Here is a 14985-nt window from a genome sequence, read left to right as displayed (position 1 = left end):
AATATGCGTTCAAACAACTGTTTGATCGTGCATGGGCCGTCAGATCGGCCACAGGGAGAAACTCCAATGACCGAAGTCCACACCAAGGCCCAGTCGTCCTTTGGCCTGAGCCCGCAGGACGAGATGAACGACCTGCGCATGTCGTCCAAGGCGCTGCCGCTGCTGGAGCACGTCAAGCGCTTCATCGCCGAAACGGTCAATCCGATGAGCGAGGAGTTCGAGCGCCTGGGTGAAGGCAAGACCGACATCTGGTCCTACGCCCCCGGCCAGCTGGAAGCTCTGGAAGCCGCCAAGGACAAGGCCAAGGCCGAGGGCCTGTGGAACTTCTTCCTGCCCAACGCCGAGACCGGTGAGGGCCTGTCCAACCTCGACTACGCCTACATCGCCGTCGAGCTGGGCAAGAACCGCATGGCCTCCGAGGTCATGAACTGCGCCGCCCCCGACACCGGCAACATGGAAGTGCTCGAGCGGGTCGGCACGCCCGAGCAGAAGGAAAAGTGGCTTAAACCCCTGCTGGAAGGCAAGATCCGCTCGGCCTTCGCCATGACCGAGCTGCACTCGGCCTCGTCCGACGCCAAGAACGTCAACACCACCGCCACCCTGGTCGGCGACGAGTACGTCATCAACGGCGAGAAGCACTACATCTCGGGCGCCGGCGACCCGCGCTGCAAGATCATGATCACCATGGTCCAGACCAGCCCGGATGGCCCGGCCAACCACCGCCAGTCGCAGATCCTGGTGCCGACCGACGCCCCCGGGGTGAAGATCGTCGGGGCCCAGCACGTGTTCGGCGATCCCGACGCGCCGCACGGCCACATGCACATCATCTTCGACAACGTCCGCGTCCCGGCCAGCAACATGCTGCTGGGCGAAGGCCGCGGCTTCGAGATCTCGCAGCTGCGCCTCGGACCGGGGCGTATCCACCACTGCATGCGCGCCATCGGCTCGGCCGAGAAGGCCCTCGACTACCTGGTCACCCGAGGCCTGAAGCGTGAAGCCTTCGGCAAGCCGCTGGTCCAGCTCGGCGGCAACATCGAGATCATCTCCAAGGCCCGCATCGACATCGAGGCCATGCGCCTGATGGTGCTGAAGGCGGCCAAGGCGATGGACGTGCTCGGCAACCAGGAAGCCCGCGTCTGGATCCACATGGTCAAGGCCATGGTGCCGGTCCGCGTCTGCGAAATCATCGACTCGGCGATCCAGATGCACGGCGCCCTCGGCGTTTCGCAGCACACCCCGCTGGCCCGCATGTACGCCCAGACCCGCACCCTGCGCATCGCCGACGGTCCGGACGAGGTTCACCACATGGTGGTCGGCCGCAACGAGCTGCGCCAGTACCGCGAGATGCCGCAGGACGCCTCGCTGACGGCCGTGTTCCGGCACTAGGACGCCGGCTCTCAGCCTCTGCAGAAGACGCGCCCCGGAGCTCAGGCTCCGGGGCGTTTTTCGTCCGGCCACGACGAAAGTTGGAGTTGCGATTTCTACCCCTTCACAAGTTTCAAAAAATTTGGGACCCCTCTGCCCGAATTGAGCAAGGGCTCCGGCGGTGTCCGGAGCGGGGGAGTTTGAGACATGAATCTGGCTGAAAACACCGCGCTGGCGGCGAGCGAAACCGTGTCCGCTGGTCAACCGGCCGCAGCGCCGCCGATCAATGTGCTGAACACCATCGACTGGGGCGGCGTCACCGTCCAGACCGGCAAGTACGACGACGCCGGTCGGCTGGTCATCGAGTACTTGTTCGGCGGCTCGGCCGATCATCCGCAGCTGTTCGACTGGTCGGCCGAAGCCATGGCCGCCGTCCGCCTGGCGCTGGCGCAGTTCGAAGCCATCATCAACGTCGTCTTCCATGAGACGCTGGATCGGACCAACCCCGATTTCACCCTGATCAGCTACACGGCGGAGCAGTCGGGCGTTCTGCTGGGCGAGTTCAATCCGCCGGGAGAAGAGAACCAGGGCCTGGGCCAATTCGACTTCACCAACCGGGGCTGGAACGCCGAGGGGCTGCAGATTGGCGGCTACGGCTTCAACACCCTGGTTCACGAGCTCGGGCACGGCATGGGCCTGGCCCATCCGCACGACCACGGCGGCGGATCGGACATCCTGCCCGGGGTCACCGACCGGTTCGATCCCGGCCAGCGGTTCCAGCCGGGCGGCCAGCTGGAGAACCAGGGCGTTTGGACAATGATGTCCTACATTGACGGCTGGCGTCAGCATCCGCAGGGCAACATCGACGTCGAGGGCTATGGCAACATCGCCGGCCCGATGGCCTGGGACATCGCCCTGCTACAGCAGAAGTACGGCGCCAACATGCAGTGGCATACCGGCGACGACGTCTATGTCCTGCCCGCCGCCGATGGAGCGGGGACCTACTACAGTTCGATCTGGGACGCCGGCGGCTCCGCCGACTGGTTGGTGGCCGGATCGGCGCTGGATGTCACCATCGACCTGCGTCCCGCCACCCTGCTGTACGAGGACGGCAGCGCCGGCTGGGTTTCCTACGCGGCCGGGGTGCACGGCGGCTTCACCATCGCCAACGGGGTGACCATCGAGAACGCCGAAGGCGGGGCTGGGGCCGATCTGTTGATCGGCAACGCGGTCGGCAACATCATTCGCGGCCTGGCCGGCAACGACATCCTGGCCGGCCGCGAGGGAGACGACAGCCTGAACGGCGGCGCGGGCGATGACCGCCTGGTCGGCGGCGACGGCTACGACACCGCCGACTATTCCGACGCCGCCTCCGGCGTCACCGTCCGCCTCGCCCAGACCACCCGCCAGAACACCGTCGGCGCCGGCCGCGACCTTCTGGAAGGCATCGAGGCGGTCCAGGGCTCGGCCTATAACGACGTCCTGGCAGGCAATGGCGGCGACAACCTGCTGTCGGGCGGCGACGGCGACGACCGGCTGGACGGGCTGGGCGGCAACGACCTGCTGGTCGGCGGCCTGGGCTCGGACCGCCTGGTCGGCGGCGACGGCGACGACGTCCTTAGCGATACCGGCGACGGCGCCGACAGCCTCTACGGCGGGGCCGGGAACGACCGCCTGACCGTCTTCCACGATCTGTCGCTCAGCAAGGTGGTGGTCGACGGCGGCGACGGCGACGACCTGATCACCCTCGACGCCCCCGGCGGCCAGACCTACGGCTACGGTGGCGCGGGCGACGACCACTTCGTGCTGATGGCGGCGGCCACGGTCAGCGGCGGGACCGGTTCGGACCTGTTCACGATCGATGTCGACTTCGCCGGCGTCCTGACCCTCGCCGACTTCACCGGCGGGGCCGGCGGTGATCGCCTCGACCTGACCGACTTCCTCACCGACGTCTTGAGCGGCTGGAACGGCTCGGCCAACCCCTTCAGCTCAGGCCATCTGCAGCTGGCCGCCAGCGGGACCAGCACCCTGCTGCAGATCGACATCGACGGCGCCGCCGGCGGAACCAGCTGGTCGACCCTGGCGATCTTCAAGGGCCTGGCCCTCAACGCCCTGACCAGCTTCAACCTCGGCTTCGCTCCGCCCTCGATCATCCTCGGCACGGCCGGACCGGACAATCTGGCCGGCAGCGCCGCCAACGACACCATCCAGGGCCTGGGCGGCAACGACAGCCTCAAGGGCCAGGCCGGCCATGACCTCATCGACGGCGGCGACGGCGACGACCTGCTCTACGGCCTGGCCGGCGACGACACCCTGTCCGGCGGGGCCGGGGCGGACAAGCTGACGGCCGGCGACGGGGCGGACATCCTCGACGGCGGCGTCGGCAACGACCAGCTGATCGGCGGGCTGGGCCAGGACAGCATGACCGGCGGCGCGGGCGCCGACCTGTTCGTCTACACCGCCACGGCCGACAGCGCCGTCGGCGCCATGGACCTGATCGCCGACTTCGCCGCCGGCTCGGGCGACCGCATCAGCCTGGTCGGCATCGACGCCAATGCGACGGTGGAGGGCAACCAGGCCTTCGCCTTCGCTCAGGCCTTTACCGGCGTCGCGGGCCAGCTGGTGCGCGACTTCAGCATCGACACCGGCCGCACCACGGTGTCGGGCGACGTCAACGGCGACGGCGTGGCCGACTTCGCCTTCCAGCTGGTCGGCAACCACACCGTCTCGACGGTCGGCTGGCTGCTTTAGGACGGGGCCGGCGCAGGTCCGGCAGGGGAGTTTCAGATGCAAGCTATCGAGACAGCCGCCGTGGCCGGCGATGACCCGGACATCGAGGTTCCGGACGACGGCCTGCCGCCGATCGATCCGCTGGCGGCCATCGACTGGGGTGGCCTCCTGCTGCAGACCGGCAAGTACGACGACGCCGGCCGGATGATCATCGACGTCTACTTCGGCGGCCCCGCCGACCATCCCTCGCTGCCCGCCTGGTCGGCCGAGGCCAAGGCCGCCGTCTGGGCCGTGCTCGACCGGTTCGCCTCGATCATCAACATCGCCTATCGCGAAACCCCGACCATGGCCGGCAGCGACTTCCGCCTGTTCGGCTACACCGCAGAAAACCAGGGCCTATCGCTGGGCGACTTCGACCCGCCCGGCGAGCCGAACGCCGGCCTGGGCCGCTTCGACTTCTCCGCCCGCGGCTGGGACGCCGAGGGGCTGCAGCCGGGGGGCTACGGCTTCAACACCCTGCTGCACGAGTTCGGCCACGGCTTCGCCCTGGCCCACCCGCATGACAATGGCGGCGGCTCGGACGTCCTGCCCGGCGTCACCGGCCCCTTCGACCACGGCTTCGGCTTCACCTTCATCGGCCAGTACGTCAACCAGGCGGTCTGGACGATGATGTCCTACGTCGATGGCTGGGATCAGCATCCGCAAGGCAACATCGACGTCGATGGCTACGGCAACGTCGCCGGCCCCATGGCCTGGGACATCGCCATGCTGCAGCGGAAGTACGGCGCCAACATGGACTGGGCGACGGGCGACGACGTCTACCTCCTGCCGGCCGCCGACGGCTCCGGAACCGGTTACAGCGCCATCTGGGACGCCGGCGGTTATTCCGACTGGATCATCGCCGGCGCGGCGATGGACGTCACCATCGACCTGCGGCCCGCCACCCTGCTGTACCAGAACGGCAGCGCCGGCTGGGTTTCCCATGCGACCGGCGTCCATGGTGGCTACACGATCGCCAACGGAGTCATCATCGAGAACGCCGCCGGCGGGGCCGGCCATGACAGCCTGACCGGCAACGGCGTCACCAACCTGCTGAACGGCCTCGGCGGCAATGACGTCCTGTACGGGATGGCGGGTGACGACTACCTGAACGGCGGCGCGGGCGACGACCGCCTGATCGGCGGCGCCGGCTACGACACCGCCGTCTATGCCGACGCCGCCTCTGGCGTCACCGTCCGACTGGCGCAGGTTGTCCAGACCACCGGCGGGGCCGGCCGCGACCGGTTCGAGAGCATCGAGTCGGTCGAGGGCTCGGCCTTCAACGACATCCTCTCTGGCAATGCCGGCAACAATCGGCTGGACGGCGGGGCCGGCGACGATCGTCTCGACGGCCTGGACGGCAACGATATCCTCGAAGGCGGCGCGGGCAATGACAAGCTGGTCGGCGGCGAGGGCGACGACACCCTCGGCGACACCTACGGCGGGGCCGACAGCCTATACGGCGGGGCCGGGAATGACGAACTGACCATCCTGCACAACGCTTCCAGCCTGAAGGTCGTGGTCGATGGCGGCGATGGCAATGACCGCTTCACGCTGGACGCGCCCGGCGGCATGACCTTCGCCTACGGCGGGGCCGGCGACGACAGCTTCATGCTGCGCGCCGAAGCCACGGTGTCGGGCGGGGCGGGATCGGACAGCTACGGCTTCTCCGACCTCTATGCGGGCCCCGGCCCGACCATCATCACCGACTTCGAGGGCGGGGCCGGCGGCGATGTTCTGTATCTGCAGGCCCTGTTCGAACTGGCCTTCCAGGGCTGGGACACGGTCAGCAACCCCTTCATGGCCGGCTATGTCCGGCTGGTCGCCAGCGGGGCCAACACCCTGCTGCAGGTCGACTTCGACGCCTTCGCCGGCGACCTCGGCTTCAACACCCTGATCGTGTTCAAGAACCTCGCCCTCAACGCCCTGACCCTCGACAACCTCGGCTACGCCCCGCCGTCGATCATCCTCGGCACCCCCGGACCGGACACCCTGGCCGGCGGCAAGGCCGACGACATCATCCAGGGCCTCGGCGGCAACGACAGCCTCAAGGGCAACGCCGGTCAGGACAGCCTCGACGGCGGCGACGGCGACGACCTGCTCTACGGCCTGGCCGGCGACGACAGCCTGTTCGGCGGCGCGGGGGCGGACAAGCTGACCGCCGGCGACGGCCGCGACGCCCTCGAGGGCGGCACGGGCAACGACCAACTGATCGGCGGCGCGGGCAGCGACCTGATGACCGGCGGGGTCGGCGCCGACCTCTTCGTCTACACCGCCACGAGCGACAGCCTGGTCATCGACATGGACCTGATCGCCGACTTCGCGGCCGGCGCGGGCGACCGCATCAGCCTCGTGGGCATCGACGCCAACCTCAACGCGGCCGGCAACCAGGCCTTCGTCTTCGCCAGCGCCTTCACGGGCGTGGCGGGCCAGCTCGTCCGGGCCTTCGACGCCGACAGCGGCCGCACCACGGTGTCGGGCGACGTCAACGGCGACGGCCAGGCCGACTTCGCCTTCCAGATGCTGGGCAATCACACCGTCTCGTCGGTGGGTTGGCTGTTGTAGCCCGGGAGAGGGCGGCTAACGCCAGCCGGCGTCCAGCGCAGCCTTCTCCTGCTCGGCATCCAGCGTCTCGCCGACGATCAGCGCATCGACCCTGTCCAGCACGGCCGCCGGCGTCTCGCTGGCCGCCTGCCGGAAGTCGGACGTGGCGGCGGCCGGACGGCGGGCGGCGACCTCGACCGTCCAGGCCTTGTCCTCGCGGCAGGCCAGGCCGGCCGTCTGGTCCATGGCGAAGGTCCTGCAATAGCGGCCGGCCCGGTCCCGGAAGGTCAGGCCGATGGCCACCGCGCCGCCCTTGTCGTTGCTGGCCTGCACGGTCAGGGCCCGGGCCAGCTCGCCCCGCGCCACCCTGCCGGCCCGGAGCGGATCGCCCGGGGCCAGCTCGCGCCCGAACAGCATCACCGCGACCACCAGGGTGGCGGCCATCGCGCCCCACCAGGCGTAGTTCGGCAGGGCCTTGCGCGGCGGCGGCAGGCTGACGACCTTGGACGCCGGCGCGACCAGACCGGCCAGGGCCTCCGGCACGGGCTCGTCCAGCACCGGGGCATAAGCGGCCCGCACCCGGTCCCCCAGGGCGGTGTGGGCCTCCATCCGGTCGACCAGGGCCGGATCCTCGCCAAGGGCGGCGTCGATCCTGGCCATGCCGGCCTCGTCCAGTTCGCCGTCGAGATAGGCGATCAGCATCTCGTCGCTGACGCCGGCGGGGATGTGCGGATCGCCGGTCATTCCACCGTCTCCAGCTGGGCCATCAGCCCCATGCGGCCGCGCGCCACCCGGCTGGCCACGGTGCCGGACGGGATCTCCATGACCTCGGCGGCCTCGGCGTAGGACAGGCCCTCGACCAGCACCAGGGCGACGGCCAGCCGCTGGTCCTCGGGCAGCCGGGCCATGGCCTGGCCGACCGCATAGGCATCGTCGCGCTCGGCCGGGCTGGCCACGAACGGATCGGCCACCCGCTCTCCCGCCTCGGGGGCGTCGAACAGCCGGGCCTTGCGGCCCCGGCTGCGGGTCTCGTCGATCCAGGCGTTCTTCAGGATGCGCATGGTCCAGCTGTCCAGTCTTGTCCCCGGCATCCATTGGGCTCGCCGGGCCAGGGCCCGCTCGACGGCGATCTGGCACAGGTCGTCGGCATCGGCGCGCGACCCCGCCAGCGCCCGCGCGAATCGGCGCAGGCGCGGCAGCAGATCGACGATCCCGCGCTCGAACGGGTCCAAGGATTTCACCTCTTCACGGATGAAACGCCGGCCACGGGACGTTTCTTCCCCGGGAAAAGAGATATCGCGTCGGGCAAACCCGCAACCCCATTCGCCATTGGACGTTGCGGGTTTTGACCGGCGGTATGGAGGCGACCGCAATGGAGCAATTCCCCGATCGAAAGGGCGCGCGCCGCCTGGTCGGCGCCCTGGCGCTGGTCCTTGCCCTGGCGGGGCCGGCGGCGGCCCAGTTGCCGTCCTTGCCGGGCGCGGGGTTGCCCGGTGGCGGCCTGCCCTCGGGCGGCGAGGTCGGCGGCCGGGTCCGTGGAACCCTCGATGACGTTCAGGGCTCGCTCGAACGGCTCAATGACCTGGCCGACCAGCGGGTCGACGCGCTGAAGGAGCTGATCCGCCGCCACCCGCGCGAGATCGACATCGACGACCACGGCGGCCCCGTCGTGCGCGGCCAGATCCTCGCCGTCGCCCCCACGGCGGCCTCGCTGACAGCGGCCCAGGCCGCGGGCTTCGCCATCCTGCGCCGCGAGACCCTGGAGGGCGGGCTGGAGGCCGTGATCCTGTCGCCGCCGCCCGGCCTCAACGCCCGCCAGGCCCTCAAGCGACTGCGCAAGGCCGACCCGGCCGGCGACTACGACTTCAACCACATCTATTCGGGGGCCGGAGAGACCGCGCCCCTGCCGATGATGGCCGCCGCGCCCGTCGTCGCCACAGGCGTCCAGGCCGCCGGCGGGGGCTTGCGCATCGGCCTGATCGACAGCGGGGTCGATGTGGGCCACCCGGCCCTGGCCGTAGCCCGCATCGAGCAGCGGTCCTTCGCGCCCGGCGGCGTCCGGCCCGCCGCCCACGGCACCGCCGCCGCCTCCCTGCTGGCCGGCCGGGCCGGAGCCTTCCGCGGCGCCGCCCCCGGCGCCACCGTGCTGGCGGCCGACGTCTATGGAACCGGCCCGACCGGCGGCTCGGCGGACGCCGTGGCCCGCGCCCTCGGCTGGATGGAGGCGTCGGGCGCGCCGGTGGTCAACATCAGCCTGGTCGGACCCCAGAACGCCCTGGTCAGGGCCATGGTCCGCCGCCTCAGCGCCAAGGGCGTGCTGCTGGTCGCCGCCGTCGGCAACGACGGGCCGGCCGCGCCGCCGCTCTATCCCGCCGCCTGGCCGGAGGTGATCTCGGTGACCGGGGTCGATCGCCGGGACCGGGTGCTGCCCGAGGCCTGCCGGGGAACCCATGTCGACTTCGCCGCTCCCGGCTCGGACATGGCCGCCGCCCGCCCCGGCGGGGGCTATAGCGCCATGCGCGGCACCTCCTTCGCCGCGCCGCTGGTGGCCGGCCGGCTGGCCCTCCTGCGCCGGGGCCACAGCCCGGCCCAGGCGGTCGCCGCCCTGGGGGCCGAGGCGCGGGATCTCGGCCCGCGCGGACCCGACCGCATCTATGGCCGAGGCCTGGTCGCCGCCGACCTGCGCATGGCCCCGCCCGGCCGCCGCTGAAGAAAAAAGCCGGCGGCCGATGGAAGAACCCTCGGGTTCCCATCGTTGGACCCTTCGAGAGGCCCCGTGGCTTTGCCGCGCCGGACCTCAAGTCGAAGGAGAAACAGCCATGAAGACCAGCTTCCTCTGCGCGGCCGCGGCCTGCGCCCTTCTCGCCGCTGGCTCGGCCAGCGCCCAGGTCCTGGGCGGCTCGGGCGGTCTTGGCGGCAGTGTCGGCGGCAGCGTCGGCGGCGTCACCGGCTCGGCCGGCGGCTCCCTGACCGGCGGGGCCAGGGCCGATCTCGGCGGCGTGCGTGACCGGGTGGGCGATACGATCGACGCCGCGAAGGCGCGCGCCGACCGCGCCAAAGCCCGGGCCGAAAAGGCCGCCGCCAAAGCCCAGCGCGCCGCCGCCGTCGAAGAGCGCGGCTCGGCCGACGGCGCCGTCAACGGCCAGGGCGGCTCCGGCTCGGCCTCGGGCATGGTCGGGACCTCGAAGGGCTCGGTCGGCGCCGACGCCGCCGGCTCTGCCAGCCTTGATCGCGCCGGCCTCGCCCGCGACGTCGGCCAGGCCCGTGGCGACGCCGCCCGCCTCGCTGGAGAAACCCGTGGCCAGGCGGCCCGCGCCGCCGGTCAGGCCCGCGGCCAGGCCGCCTACGCCGCCAGCCGCGCCAGGGGCGAGGCCCGCAAGGCCGGCGCCGTCAGCGCCGAGGGTTCCGCCCAGGGATCCGTCAAGGCCGAGAAGAAACCCCGCACCAGCGACAGCGAGGTTCGCCAGGACTGAGCCGACGGCGGGATGTCCGCGCCTCCCCACGGGGCGCGCGGCCATCCCGGCCGGGCGTTGCGCCATGCAGACCTACCTCTTCCACCTGACCCGCGCCGGCGAGCCCGAGCCCGACGTCCTGTCGGTGACCGTCTCGGGCGACGCCCGGGCCCGCGAACTGGCCGGCGAGATCCTCGGCCGCAGCCCCGACCACCTCGCCGTCGAGGTCTGGTTCGACGGCCTGCCCGTCTTCGGCCTGCGCTTGAAGGATGCCACATAGTTTTGCGGTGACGCGCCGCCACCCCTGCGCTAAGCCCGGTGCGGGGGAAGACGCGTGCCCGGTGAAGCCAACAGTCCGACGAAAGACGATCCGGCCATCCTGGTCCGGGGCCTGTCGCATCGCTATCCGCGCGGCGCCCGCGACGCCCTGACCGGCATCGACCTCAGTATCGAGCGCGGCAGCTGCTTTGGCCTGCTGGGCCCCAACGGGGCCGGCAAGAGCACCCTGATCTCGCTGATGACCGGCATGATCGCCCCGCAGTCGGGCGAGATCCTCGTCGAGGGCATCTCGGCGGCGAAAGACCCGCGCGCCTTGCGCCGGGCCGGGGCCCTGGCGCCGCAGGACTTCGCCTTCTATCCGGCCCTCAGCGGGGCTGATAACCTGGAGTTCTTCGCCGGCCTCTACCGCATTCCCAAGGCCGACTGGCCGGCCCGCCGCGCCGCCGCCGTCGCCGCCACCGACCTCGGGGCCTGGCTGGACAAGCCGGCCGAGACCTACAGTGGCGGCCTCAAGCGGCGGCTGAACCTGGCCATCGCCCTGATCAACGCCCCGCGCATCCTCTACCTCGACGAGCCGACCGTCGGCATCGACGCCCGCTCCCGCCAGACCATCCTCGAAGCCATCAAGGCCCTCAAAGCCCAGGGCGTCACTATCGTCTACACCTCCCACTACATGGAAGAGGTCGAACAGCTCTGCGACGCCGTCGCCGTCATCGACCACGGCCGGCTGGTCCTGCAGGGCCGCACGGCCGATCTGCTGACCGAGGCCGCAGCCCGCCGCCTGACCGTCACCCTGGCCGCGCCCGCGACGGCCAAGGCGAAGACGGCCCTGAAGGCCCTGTCGCCCGACTGGTCCATCGAAGGCCGCGTCGATCTCGACCTCGCCGGCCAGGCCGACCTGCCGGCCGTGCTCGAAAAGCTGCAGGCGGCCGGCCTCAAGGTCGCCCGCGCAGAATACGGCGTCAGCCGGCTGGAGACCCTGTATCTCGGCCTGCTCGACCAGGCGGCGGAGGAGGCGGCGTGAGCCCGCTCCTCGCCACCATCGTCAAGGAACTGCGGCTGCTGCGCCGCGACCTGCATGGCCTGGCTCTGCTGTTCATCCTGCCGCTGGTCTTCATCCTGATCATGTCGCTGGCCCTGCAGGACCTGTTCGCCTCGCGCGGCGGCCACCTGGCCGACGTCCTGCTGATCGACCACGACGGCACGCCGAAGTCGAAAATGCTGCAAGAGAGTTTGGCGAAAAACGAGGCTTTCGGCATTAAGCGCCAGCCCGCGCCAAAAGACATCAAACAGGCCCTGAAGTCCGGCGGCTATGCCTTCGCCATCGAGATCCGCAAGGGCTACGGCGCCAGCCTGGAGGGCCAGCCGAGCCCCACGGCCCCGACCCTGCTCGCCGTCACCGTCGCCCCCGACACCGACAAGCGCACCGAAAAGCTGATGCTCGCCGCGCTCGGCGAAGCCACCGGCCTGCAGCGCACGCAGCAGCTGATCGGCTTCCTGCCGACCGAGGACCCGTTCGGCTATCCGATCGATCCGCCGAAGGTCGAAGCCCCGAAGATCGACCTCGCCTATGCCTATACCCCCGCCGCCCCCGGCGCCGCGCCGTCGGCGGTGCAGCAGAGCGTGCCGGCCTGGCTGGTGTTCGCCATCTTCTTCGTCTCCATTCCCTTCTCCAACACCTTCATCCGCGAGCGCCAGCTGGGCGTGCAGCGGCGCCTGGCCACCATCGACATCGGCCCGGTGACCCAGTTCCTCGGCAAGCTGATCCCCTACTTCCTGGTCAACCAGATCCAGGTCGTGCTGATGCTGGCCGCCGGCATGTTCCTGGTCCCCCTGCTCGGCGGCCAGGCGCTGCAACTGAACGGCAGCCCCTTCGCCCTGGTCCTGCTGTCCGCCGCCGTCAGCCTGGCGGCCCTCGGCCTGGCCCTGCTCATCGCGGTGAGCGCCCGCACCAGCGAACAGGCGACCATGGCCTCAGGCCTGGGCGCCATCGTCCTCGCCGCGCTCGGCGGCATCATGATCCCCAAGTTCGTCATGCCGCAGGGCATGCAGGCGCTCGCCGACCTGTCACCGATGGCCTGGGGGCTGGACGGCTTCCTCGGGTTGTTGCTACGCGGGGGCGGGGTGGGGGATATCTGGCCAGAGCTGAGCAAGCTCACGGCCTTCGGGGTCGCCACCCTGGGCGCGGCCTGGCTCGTCCATCGGTATCAGAAGTAGGGGGTCTTCCATGTCCGATCGCGCGCAAATGCTGGCCGACCTCAAGGCGATGATCGTGCGCGAGTGCGACAAGGAAGAGATGGACCCCAGCGAGATCGGCGACGACGAGCGCCTGATCGGCGGCGACCTCGATCTCGACAGCCTCGACGCCCTGCAGATCAGCATGGCGGTGAAGGAAAACTACGGCGTCCGCATCGAGGGCGGGCCCGACGCCCGCAAGGCCCTGGCCAGCATCAACGCCCTGGCCGACTTCATCGAGGCCGAGCGCAGCAAAAAGGCATGAGGCGCGCCTGGTTCCACGGGGCCGGGCTGCACACCACGCTGGGCGCCACCCTTTCCGAAAACCTCGATGCCCTGCCCGCCGGCCCGCCGCCGCCGGGGGTCACCGCCGTGCCGCTCGGCGAGACGGTCGAGCCGGTGCCCAGCATGCTGCTCAACGGCCTGCCGCTGACCGACGTCGAGACCCGCCTGTGGCGCGCCCTCGAGCCGGTCATCGACGCGGCCCTCACCGCCTCCGACCTGACCCCGCTCCAGCGCGAGCGCACCGCCCTCTTCCTCGGCACCTCCAGCCTCGACATCTCGGTGACCGAGGCCATCTACGCCCGCGCCCTGACGATCGACGCCGCCCATCCCCTGATGACCAACGCGGCCATGGGCGGCCTGGCCGAGACCATCGCCCGGCGGTTCGGCCTGCGCGGGCCGGATTACACGATCAACACCGCCTGCACCTCCAGCGCCAACGCCCTGATCTACGCCGACGCCATGATCCGCGAGGGGCTGATCGACCATGCCCTGATCGTCGGGCTGGAGATCTTCAACGTCATCACCGCGCTCGGCTTCCAGTCCCTGGCCCTGCTGGCCCCGAACGGCATGCGCCCGTTCGACGCCGCCCGCGCCGGCCTGGTGCTGGGTGAGGGCGTCAGCGCCCTCGTGGTCGGCGCCACGCCCGGCCCCTCAGGCTTCCACCTCCTGGCCGGGGCCAACCTCTGCGACACCCACGGCGTCTCGGCCGCCAACCCGGACGGCTCGACCGTCGCCGCCGTCATGCAACAGGCCCTGGATGCGGCCAGTCTCGCGGCCTCCGACATCCTGGCGGTCAAGGCGCACGGCACCGCCAGTCTGCTCAACGACGAGGCCGAGGCGGCCGGCATGCACCGGGTGTTCAGCGCCATCCCGCCGATGCTGGCCATGAAACCCTTCATCGGCCACACCTTCGGCGCCTGCGGTCTCGGCGAACTGCTGCTGGTCTGCGGCGCCATCGAACGCGGCCACCTGCCGCCGATGCCGGGCATCAGCGCCGAGCCCGGCGAACTGGGCCTGACCCTGAACCAGACCTGGGCCCCGGTCGGCAAGGGCGCCTTCCTGCTCAACTACTTCGGCTTCGGCGGCAACAACACCAGCCTGGTGGTGGCCAATGACTGAGGCCCGCATCGCCGGCATGGGGGATTATCTCAGCGAGGAGGGCGGCGACCTCACCGACCTCAAGCCGATCGTCAAGGCGACGCTGGGCGCGCCGGTCCGCCGCATCGGCCGCTTCATCTCGCTGGCCCTGATCGGCGCCGGCCGCTGCCTGGACGGCCGCACGCCGCCGCCGGACACCGCCGTCTACTTCACCACCGGCAGCGGCGACTTCGAGGTCACCGTCGAGGTCCTCGAGCACCTGTTCCGTGACGGCTTCCCGCCCAAACCGCTCAGCTTCATCAACACCGTCAGCAACGCCGCCTGCTTCTACGTCGCCAAGGCCTTCGGTCTGTCGGGCCGCTCAACCTGCCTTGGCAACCGCGCCTTCGGCTTCGAAACCGCCCTGCAGCTGGCCCTCCTCGACCTGAAGCAGGGAACCGTGAAATCGGCCCTGATCGGCTCCGCCGACATCGTCCTCGACCCCCTCCCCATCCACCGCCAACGCCTCTCCCAGCCCCCGGACACCCCCATCGGCGAGGCGGCTCACTGGCTCTGGCTGACCGCCGAAGGCGAGTCTGGCGCGCTCCCCGCCTGCCGCTTCTTCGCCAGCCGCGACGACCTCATGGTTTGGACCGCCACCTTCGACCCGGCCACCACCGTCCTCGGCCTCGGCGAAGGGGTGGCGGGCGATACGTTCGACCTGCCCCGCACCTTCGACTACCGCACCGGCCGCCCCTACTACGACAGCCGCACCGCCGCGGCCCCGTCGGCCTTCCTGGAGCAGGCGACGCCGGGCGAGACGATGCTGCATGTGTCGACGGATGGCGCGGGGCGGTACGCGGCGTTTACGGTGCGGGCGTGATTGGTCTGGATGGCCGGTGACGGGGGTTTGCAAACTGGGCTGCCTGTGACGCTATCAGACCCTTTTCAAAGAGATCGACTCGTTGATCGCATCTTG

13 protein-coding genes are annotated in these 14985 nt (G+C 70.5%); 11 read left to right on the top strand and 2 right to left on the bottom strand.

Annotated features, from left to right (window positions below; all coding sequences use genetic code 11):
• Window positions 1–66: 66 nt before the first annotated feature.
• From O5I81_RS19515 to O5I81_RS19505, 3 genes are all read left to right on the top strand, one after another.
• Window positions 67–1386 (top strand): acyl-CoA dehydrogenase family protein, encoded by a 1320-nt coding sequence (locus O5I81_RS19515; protein ID WP_271066532.1) that lies wholly within the window; start codon window positions 67–69, stop codon window positions 1384–1386.
• A 186-nt stretch (window positions 1387–1572) separates the two neighbouring features.
• Entirely contained in the window at window positions 1573–4116 is a 2544-nt protein-coding gene (locus O5I81_RS19510; RefSeq protein WP_271066531.1) for a M10 family metallopeptidase C-terminal domain-containing protein, read from the top strand.
• Window positions 4117–4152: 36 nt separating this feature from the next.
• Window positions 4153–6699, top strand: coding sequence for a M10 family metallopeptidase C-terminal domain-containing protein (locus O5I81_RS19505; RefSeq protein WP_271066530.1), 2547 nt, complete (start codon window positions 4153–4155; stop codon window positions 6697–6699).
• Between the two features lie 15 nt (window positions 6700–6714).
• Here O5I81_RS19505 and O5I81_RS19500 read toward each other — a convergent pair whose 3' ends face one another.
• Both O5I81_RS19500 and O5I81_RS19495 read right to left on the bottom strand, forming a co-directional pair.
• Window positions 6715–7422, bottom strand: a complete 708-nt coding sequence (locus O5I81_RS19500) for a hypothetical protein (RefSeq protein WP_271066529.1) — start codon at window positions 7420–7422, stop codon at window positions 6715–6717.
• Entirely contained in the window at window positions 7419–7910 is a 492-nt protein-coding gene (locus O5I81_RS19495; RefSeq protein ID WP_271066528.1) for an RNA polymerase sigma factor, read from the bottom strand. The genes O5I81_RS19500 and O5I81_RS19495 overlap by 4 nt, the downstream gene beginning before the upstream one ends.
• 140 nt (window positions 7911–8050) lie before the next feature.
• On the opposite strand from O5I81_RS19495, the gene O5I81_RS19490 reads away from it, so the two are divergent.
• The 8 genes from O5I81_RS19490 to O5I81_RS19455 all read left to right on the top strand — a co-directional run bounded on the left by O5I81_RS19490 (window position 8051) and on the right by O5I81_RS19455 (window position 14889).
• On the top strand, window positions 8051–9388 hold the full coding sequence (locus tag O5I81_RS19490) for a S8 family serine peptidase (RefSeq protein WP_271066527.1): 1338 nt from the start codon (window positions 8051–8053) through the stop codon (window positions 9386–9388).
• Window positions 9389–9497: 109 nt separating this feature from the next.
• Window positions 9498–10151 (top strand): hypothetical protein, encoded by a 654-nt coding sequence (locus O5I81_RS19485; protein ID WP_271066526.1) that lies wholly within the window; start codon window positions 9498–9500, stop codon window positions 10149–10151.
• 64 nt (window positions 10152–10215) lie between these two features.
• Window positions 10216–10410, top strand: coding sequence for a hypothetical protein (locus tag O5I81_RS19480; RefSeq protein ID WP_271066525.1), 195 nt, complete (start codon window positions 10216–10218; stop codon window positions 10408–10410).
• 54 nt (window positions 10411–10464) lie between these two features.
• Window positions 10465–11433 (top strand): ABC transporter ATP-binding protein, encoded by a 969-nt coding sequence (locus O5I81_RS19475; RefSeq protein ID WP_271066524.1) that lies wholly within the window; start codon window positions 10465–10467, stop codon window positions 11431–11433.
• Window positions 11430–12626, top strand: a complete 1197-nt coding sequence (locus O5I81_RS19470; protein ID WP_271066523.1) for an ABC transporter permease — start codon at window positions 11430–11432, stop codon at window positions 12624–12626. Before O5I81_RS19475 ends, O5I81_RS19470 begins: the two co-directional genes overlap by 4 nt.
• A gap of 10 nt (window positions 12627–12636) precedes the next feature.
• Window positions 12637–12909, top strand: a complete 273-nt coding sequence (locus O5I81_RS19465) for a phosphopantetheine-binding protein (RefSeq protein ID WP_271066522.1) — start codon at window positions 12637–12639, stop codon at window positions 12907–12909.
• Window positions 12906–14048, top strand: a complete 1143-nt coding sequence (locus O5I81_RS19460; protein ID WP_271066521.1) for a beta-ketoacyl synthase N-terminal-like domain-containing protein — start codon at window positions 12906–12908, stop codon at window positions 14046–14048. The genes O5I81_RS19465 and O5I81_RS19460 overlap by 4 nt, the downstream gene beginning before the upstream one ends.
• On the top strand, window positions 14041–14889 hold the full coding sequence (locus O5I81_RS19455; protein WP_271066520.1) for a hypothetical protein: 849 nt from the start codon (window positions 14041–14043) through the stop codon (window positions 14887–14889). Before O5I81_RS19460 ends, O5I81_RS19455 begins: the two co-directional genes overlap by 8 nt.
• The last annotated feature ends 96 nt before the right edge of the window (window positions 14890–14985 follow it).

Origin of the sequence: Caulobacter sp. NIBR1757 (assembly GCF_027912495.1) — a bacterium.
Classification (GTDB): Bacteria; Pseudomonadota; Alphaproteobacteria; order Caulobacterales; family Caulobacteraceae; genus Caulobacter.
The sequence above is the reverse complement of the archived record's forward strand: the minus strand, read 5'-3'. Positions and strand labels throughout refer to the sequence as shown.